This is a genomic window from Polaromonas sp. (genome assembly GCF_012927415.1).
In the GTDB taxonomy this organism is placed as follows: domain Bacteria; phylum Pseudomonadota; class Gammaproteobacteria; order Burkholderiales; family Burkholderiaceae_C; genus Polaromonas.
Map to the genome: position 1 here is coordinate 1 of NZ_JABBPF010000006.1, position 7051 is coordinate 7051.

The 7051-nt window shown below is 55.0% G+C and carries 8 protein-coding genes; 5 read left to right on the forward strand and 3 right to left on the reverse strand.

Translation table 11 applies throughout. The features are described 5' to 3' along the window. The first annotated feature begins 263 nt into the window (after positions 1-263). Positions 264-554, forward strand: coding sequence for a hypothetical protein (locus tag HHJ19_RS00100; protein WP_296903001.1), 291 nt, complete (start codon positions 264-266; stop codon positions 552-554). Between the two features lie 41 nt (positions 555-595). Here HHJ19_RS00100 and HHJ19_RS00105 read toward each other — a convergent pair whose 3' ends face one another. Continuing rightward, entirely contained in the window at positions 596-964 is a 369-nt protein-coding gene (locus HHJ19_RS00105) for a hypothetical protein (protein ID WP_296903002.1), read from the reverse strand. A gap of 590 nt (positions 965-1554) precedes the next feature. On the opposite strand from HHJ19_RS00105, the gene HHJ19_RS17960 reads away from it, so the two are divergent. Further along, positions 1555-1731 carry a thermonuclease family protein gene (locus HHJ19_RS17960; RefSeq protein ID WP_366929365.1) on the forward strand — a complete coding sequence of 59 codons (177 nt, stop codon included), beginning with the start codon at positions 1555-1557 and terminating at the stop codon, positions 1729-1731. Between the two features lie 562 nt (positions 1732-2293). On the opposite strand, the gene HHJ19_RS00110 is transcribed toward HHJ19_RS17960, so the two are convergent. Beyond that, positions 2294-2734, reverse strand: coding sequence for a response regulator (locus tag HHJ19_RS00110; protein WP_296903003.1), 441 nt, complete (start codon positions 2732-2734; stop codon positions 2294-2296). A 219-nt stretch (positions 2735-2953) separates the two neighbouring features. After that, positions 2954-3931, reverse strand: a complete 978-nt coding sequence (locus tag HHJ19_RS00115) for an NADPH:quinone oxidoreductase family protein (RefSeq protein WP_296903004.1) — start codon at positions 3929-3931, stop codon at positions 2954-2956. A gap of 160 nt (positions 3932-4091) precedes the next feature. On the opposite strand from HHJ19_RS00115, the gene surE reads away from it, so the two are divergent. From surE to HHJ19_RS00130, 3 genes are all read left to right on the forward strand, one after another. Beyond that, on the forward strand, positions 4092-4883 hold the full coding sequence (surE, locus tag HHJ19_RS00120) for a 5'/3'-nucleotidase SurE (RefSeq protein WP_296903005.1): 792 nt from the start codon (positions 4092-4094) through the stop codon (positions 4881-4883). 211 nt (positions 4884-5094) lie between these two features. Continuing rightward, positions 5095-5745, forward strand: coding sequence for a protein-L-isoaspartate(D-aspartate) O-methyltransferase (locus HHJ19_RS00125; RefSeq protein ID WP_296903009.1), 651 nt, complete (start codon positions 5095-5097; stop codon positions 5743-5745). Positions 5746-5841: 96 nt separating this feature from the next. Next, positions 5842-6747, forward strand: coding sequence for a peptidoglycan DD-metalloendopeptidase family protein (locus HHJ19_RS00130; RefSeq protein WP_296903007.1), 906 nt, complete (start codon positions 5842-5844; stop codon positions 6745-6747). Positions 6748-7051 lie beyond the last annotated feature (304 nt).

Sequence of the window (7051 nt, forward strand, 5' to 3'; positions counted from 1 at the left end):
GGACCTTTGAACCGACGGTCAGTGCCTTCTTTCTGGCGGAGATGGGCGACCTGACGGTGTTGCGGGACATACCCGTTTGCCTGCAAATCTCTTTAATCGACTGTTTGTCCCGAAAGTACAAACGCCTTATCTTGGCTAATGTTCCCACTTTGATCACTCCCGTCTCCTGTGCATAACTTGGCATGCACAGACTTTCTAACAGGGGTCAAATTTCAATGAAAATATCGGCCCTTACGGGGTCAATTCTGGGTGGAATTCAACAAATGACATTCAAAACGGCGGCCACCATGCTGGTGCTGTGCTTGGTGTTTCAGGTGCAGGCCGATACCCTGCTGGGCAAGGTCATCAATGTGGCCGATGGCGACACCATCACCATCCTAGATGACACCAACACCCAGCACAAAATCAGGTTAACCGGCATTGATGCGCCTGAAAAACGGCAAGCATTCGGCGATGTCTCCAAGCAGAGCCTGGTCAAGCAGGTAGCAGGGCAATCTGTGGCGGTCGAGTGGGTCAAATCAGTAGCAATTAATTCGAGCCGAAAACGCCATTGATTGCAAGTCGAACGAGTTTCAAACGCGAGTCACTACACCTATTAAAGAAGAGCAACCACAGCGACCACCGTACCAATGACTGTGCCAGCAGTTTTGAGGGCGCTGACCACGTCGTCCACTGCGGACTGCACGTTCCAGTTCACATACACACTAAAGCGCCAGTGGTATCCGGCACAAAGATCAGGCCACGCATCTTGGAGTTGCGAATTATTACCGTTCTGGGTGAAATCAAAATTCCGAGAGCCGGCTTCAAAGGTGCCGTGAGTCGCACCCTTAACCGCGAAACTGAATGCTTTTCCAGACTCGCTGACGATAACCCAGACCGCTTCTATGTCATAGCTCGGCGCACCGGAATCGTGAAAATGACCGGCAAAACTGTAGCTCCCATTTTGAAAAAGCGCCAGGGACATGTTTCCACCAACGGGGATGGGATCTGAAAACCCGATGTACCCAGACTGAAAAGGTCCAATCTGCGTTGGCAGGGGAGGCGCTGGAGGAGGTTCTGAAGGTGGCCCAGCAGGACCCGGGTCGGGAGTGTTAAGCTGAAAGTTGGGCAGTTTTCTCTTCGAGTCAAACTTCACAACTAGCTCACCGGAACTGCGAGCAGTAAGCTTTGCCAGCTGGGCGGCGTGGTCCTGCAGTTTTGAATGAAAACCAGATATCTGTAGTGCTGGGGGTGCCATGGAATCCTGCTTTCTGCCTCACTGCTGAGGCTGTTTACTGGAAAGGCGAGAAGCGCTTTAATTTTAGATAAATTCGAGGATCACGAAGCCCGATTCGTGCTATCAGCCCAAAATATATTGCGAGTTTTCGTAACGGCTTGGCGCGCGATGTGTTCCACGGAAAACGCGGTGAGCTACGTCAGCGCTGTAGGGAAGGCCAGGAGGTTCAACTGAGTGCCCTTAGCTTGTATCTCCTCTGTGTCTCTGTGCCGGGCGTCCCTGTCAAAAACAATCGGGGTTTTAAGTTCAATTGCTTCCTAAACCCCGATTGCAACCTGGTGCAGGTCAAGCGCGGCCTGGCATTGCACTACAAGCACTATCAGCGGGAGCAGTCACCTACTGACCAACAGAGCTATGCAGCCGCCGAGATCGAGGCCAGTGGTGCGAAGCTGGGTCTATGGGTCAACTCTGACCATTGGCAACCTGGATGTTTTGACACAAAGGGAGGGGGCTAGAAAGTCGGGCTGATCATTAACCTGGAAACCACACGGTATCTCACGCGCAGAAAAAATTTCCCATTTGAATTAATTCAAAATCAGCAAAAGCTTCAATCGACAGGCAGGGGAGGGCAAAAAGTCCGGCTGATCGAACCAAGGAAACCGGCAGTTCCGTTTGATTCAACGCTAACGCACAACTTGTGTCGTGCGCGTGCGCGAGATGATCCAAACAGGGGTATCAAATGAAAGTGGGGGGGTAAATGGGGGGGGTAAATTGATATTGAAAATCGGCAAACCTAGCATCCATGCAGGTTTCTAGACATCATTCAATTGACCCCAGCCCATACCGCATGACTTTTTTTGTTTGTGAAATCAACGGCTCGCAGTGCAATAGCGTCCAAGAGAACCTATTGGCGCTGATCGAATATTGACCACTTGGGAGTTGCAATATCCAATCGACGCTAACAAATTTCAATTGGTTCATGCAAACTTCACTTGTGAAAATCCTGCGTCGGGTGTTTTTGGTTTTTCTGGGTATTTACCAGGCACCCTCCGACTCAGGTAGTGCACTCACGTGTCTCTAGAAGATCAAAGGGGCAAAATTCGAAGTTTGCCAATATTCCCTGACCTGCCGCAGCTTGTCATCAAATTCACGGCTGTCGAGTGGCTTGCTCACATAGCTATTGAGCCCGCCTTTAAATGCGAGTACGGCTTTTGACTGCTCACTTGCCGAAGTCAACATGACCACCGGCACGAAAAATGTACGTGGATCATTTCGCATGTGCTCCATCACTTGCAGCCCGTTCATTTCGGGCATCCCTAAGTCGAGCAAGACCAACTCGGGTTGATCGTCAGTGGAGCGGCCCTGGTTAATTCCTTCTCCGAAAAGATAATCCAACGCCTCCCGACCATTTCGGGCTATCACGATATGGTGGGAAGAGTCGCTTTCTTCCAGCGCACTCAAGGTCAATTCGAGGTGGTCGGGATCATCTTCCACCACCAGCATGGTTGGTTTGCTCATAGATTTATCCCTTCGTAATCAGGCTCCAGACTCCGGCATACCCAGCACCGATCCTGCGCCCAAAACACAGGTGACAGGGCCAAATCTTGGTCGTTGCACGCGGCGTGGTTAAGTTCAGCACACATAAGGCGATGATGACAGAAGAAAATATCAAAAACACTGAACTTGGTAAGTTTTGCAAAAATACGTTTTTTACTAAATCATTACTAAATTTGAAAATTATTGGTTAACCATGACCAGTTTGCCCTTGACACCTCTTGAACCCATATGCGCGTAGGCGGCTTTGAGGTCAGCCATTGGCATGGTCCTGTCAATCACGGGTTTGATCTTGCCCTGGGCATACCAGTCGGCCAACTCCTTCATTGCGGCGGCGCTGGCAATGGGTTCCTGCTTGGCAAAGCCACCCCAAAACACCCCGACGATGGATGCCCCTTTGAGGAGAGTCAGGTTTAGTGGAAGCGAGGGGATGGTACCTGAGGCAAAGCCCACCACCAGATAACGGCCGCGCCATGCGATGGAACGGAAAGCCGGTTCTGCCAGATCGCCGCCCACCGGGTCATAGATGACGTCCGGGCCTTTGCCATCAGTTAGGTTCTTCAGTGCTTCGCGCAGGTTTTCGGTGCTGTAGTTGATGGTGGCGTCAGCACCAATGGATTTGCAAAGAGCGCATTTCTCATCGGTGGACGCTGCGGCGATCACTTTGGCACCGAGCGCCTTTGCAATCTGTATGGCCGAAGTGCCGACGCCCCCCGCAGCGCCCAGTACCAGCAGGGTTTCTCCTACTTTGAGTTGTGCCCGGTCGGCCAGCGCATGGTGCGAGGTGGCGTAAATCATGATGAAGGCAGCTGCATCGACATAGGGGAAACCAGCGGGCAAGGGCATGCAGAGCGCGGCCGGAGCGATGGTGTGGGTGGCAAAGCCCCCTGTGCCCGAAAGACAGGCGACATTCTGTCCGACCTTCAAGTGTTTCACGCCGTCGCCCACGGCCTGCACAACACCAGCATATTCAGAACCGGGTACGAAGGGCAGGGGTGGCTTGATCTGGTATTTGTTCTGCACGATCAGTAGATCCGGGAAGTTCAGGCTTGCTGCCTTGATCTCGATCAGTACCTCGCCAGCCAGGGGTTGCGGCGTGGGCAGTTCTTTCCATGTCAGGGCGTCGACGCCAGTCGGGTTTTCACAAAGCCATGCATGCATAAAAGTCTCCGAAAAAAATAAAAGGTTCAGGGCAGGATCATCCAGAGGGTGAAGCTGCGGAGCGAATTTCGCGGCAACTTATGCATCATAGGCAAGATGCCAGTCGTGGTTCCCGGAACTCTTATTCCTCCTGTCGCAGCGGTGACCGTAGAATCACGCCATGAAAATTCTCATTTGTAACGATGATGGTTATCAGGCTAGCGGCATCGTTGCTTTGTACGAGGCGCTTAAAGCCGTCGCTGATGTGGAGGTCGTGGCACCCGAACAAAATAACAGCGCCAAGTCGAACGCGTTGACCCTGCATTCGCCGATGTACGTGCAAACGGCCGCCAATGGTTTTCGCTACATCAACGGCACCCCGGCTGATTGCGTGCATATTGCCCTTACGGGCTTGCTGGGTTATCGTCCCGACCTCGTGGTTTCAGGTATCAACAACGGTGCCAACATGGGTGACGACACGATTTATTCAGGCACCGTGGGGGCCGCCATGGAGGGTTACCTCTTTGGCATCCCCGCCATCGCGTTTTCGCAAACCGAAAAGGGCTGGGCGCATATTGATGTAGCGGCCAGACGCGCCTGCGATCTGGTGCAGCAACTCATTCCTTCGCTTGAAGCCGTGGCGCACGGTGTACAGCCCACCTTCGCGCCGTGGTTGCTCAATGTGAATATTCCCAACCTGCCCGACGATCAGATTCAGGGCGTTAAAGTGGCGCGCCTGGGGCGCCGTCATGCCGCTGAGCGCGTTATCACCCAGACCAGTCCGCGCGGCGAAGTCATGTACTGGATTGGCGGCGCGGGGCCGGCCAAGGAGGCCGGCGAGGGGACGGATTTTTATGCAACCAGTAATGGCTATGTCTCCATCACGCCCTTGCAGGTCGATTTGACTGATCACGAGCGCCTGCCTTTCTGGGCCCAGACCGCGGCAAAACTGGCTCAGGGCACTGAAAAATAGCCCCATGAAGCCCGGTTTCAAATCCCCTTTTAATCCCGCCCTCAACGATCTCTTGCCGATGGTGCGTCCTGGCTTTCCGGTCCGTCTGAACCTAGGCATAGGCGGTCCAACCGCTGCCAAGGTAATCGCTTCAACTGATGGCGCGACAAAGACCAAAGGCTTGAATGGCCCAAAAAAATCCGCTTTGGCAGCCGCTCCGGCCGGCTTGGGCATGGCCGTGCAGGCGGCGCGCGCGCGCATGGTGCACAAGCTGGCTGCGCAAGGCGTGTCAGACGCCCGGGTGCTATCAGCCATGAGTCAGGTGGAGCGTCATCGCTTCGTGGATAGCGCGCTGGCCAATCAGGCCTATGAAGATACCAGTTTGCCGATCGGGTTGGGCCAGACCATTTCCAAGCCAAGCGTGGTGGCGCGCATGCTGGAATTGCTGCAGCAAAGCGCGCGCGGGGCCGGTGGCAAGCTCGGGCGCGTGCTCGAAATCGGTACCGGTTGCGGTTACCAAGCCGCCGTCCTCAGCCATCTGGCGACCGAGGTTTACAGCATTGAGCGCTTACGCGGCCTCCATGACAAAGCCCGGGAAAATTTGCGAGACCTGCGGCTGTCCAATGTGCACCTCCTGTTTGGCGATGGCATGAGCGGCTTCCCCAAAGGCGCACCCTATGCGGCCATCATTGCCGCAGCGGGTGGTGATGCCATTCCGTCTGCGTGGATAGAGCAGTTGGCAATGGGCGGACGCCTGGTCGCGCCACTGCAAGCAGCCAATGGTTCCCAGGCCCTGGTGGTGGTGGACAAAACCCCTGAAGGCATCCGGCAGACTTTGCTGGAAGCCGTGCACTTTGTCCCCTTAAAATCAGGTACTAGCTGAATCCCGGCCAAGCCACCAGACACACCAGGATCAGCTCAAGATTGAAGACGAAAGAAGCTGAAAGAATCGATGAATAAAAACACAGGGTCAATCAGGATGGCGTCTCCCATTGTCTGCAGATCAGGTTCCGGTGCCCGCCGGACCGGCACGCTTGTGCTGGGCTGCGCGCTGGCTGCAGCGCTGTTACTGGCAACCGGTTGCAGTTCGCGTTCGCTGAACAATGCACCGGTTGAAGACCGCGGCACGGCTCTGTCGCGACCGACGCCGGTGGTGGTTGATGCCGCCACTGTGAAGCTGTTGCCGGGCACTGAAAATGCCGGGAAACCGGGCTATTACACCGTCAAACCCGGTGACACCATTATCCGGATCGGCCTGGAAAGTGGCCAGAACTGGCGCGATATCGTGCGCTGGAACAGCCTTGAAAACCCTAACCTGATCGAAGTCGGACAAGTGTTGCGCGTGTTACCACCCGTCAGCGAAACCCAAGTGGTGGCGCGACCCGTGACGTCAGGTTCGGCTGCGGCCGCCCCAGTTCCGCCGGCCAGCGCGGCGCGGCCTGCGACAGCTGCCCCGGTCGCCGCTCCTTCGATCCCCGTAATGGCGCCTTCATCCGCCTCGGTTGCCAACGGAGATGAAGACGTGGGCTGGATCTGGCCCGCCCAAGGCACGCTGCTTGCAGGCTTTGACGAAGCAAAAAACAAGGGGCTCGATATTTCAGGCAAGGCCGGCGACGCGGTGATCGCGTCTGCTGATGGCCGTGTCGTGTATGCCGGTGCCGGTCTGCGAGGCTATGGCAACCTGATCATTCTCAAGCACAACAACACCTTCCTGACGGCCTACGCGCACAACCAGACCCTGCTGGTCAAGGAAGACCAGTCCGTCAAAAAGGGCCAGAAAATCGCTGAAATGGGCAACAGTGACGCCGACCGCGTCAAACTCCACTTTGAAATCCGTCGTCAGGGCAAACCGGTGGATCCATCCAGATATCTGCCGGCCAAATAGGTCGCAGAGGCCACTGCCCGGAAGGAGCCCTGCATCAGCCGGGCTCCTTTTTTCATGAGGAAAGTTTTGCGCATGATTTTTTGCGCAATTTTTGACAAATCGGCTCCTTGTCCATTTTTTACGGTATCCGGTAGCTATTTTTTTGATAGCAATGTTTAATTTTCGACAGGGTTGGTCAATTTGTTCTCTGCCAGGCTGGCGTCAAAGCGGGCGGCTTCGCCATCCAGTGGGGCTGTGCCTGAGACAATCGGGAATGACTGAAGAAATCCAGAAACAGCCGCCTGTTGCGCCGGCAAACTACCCG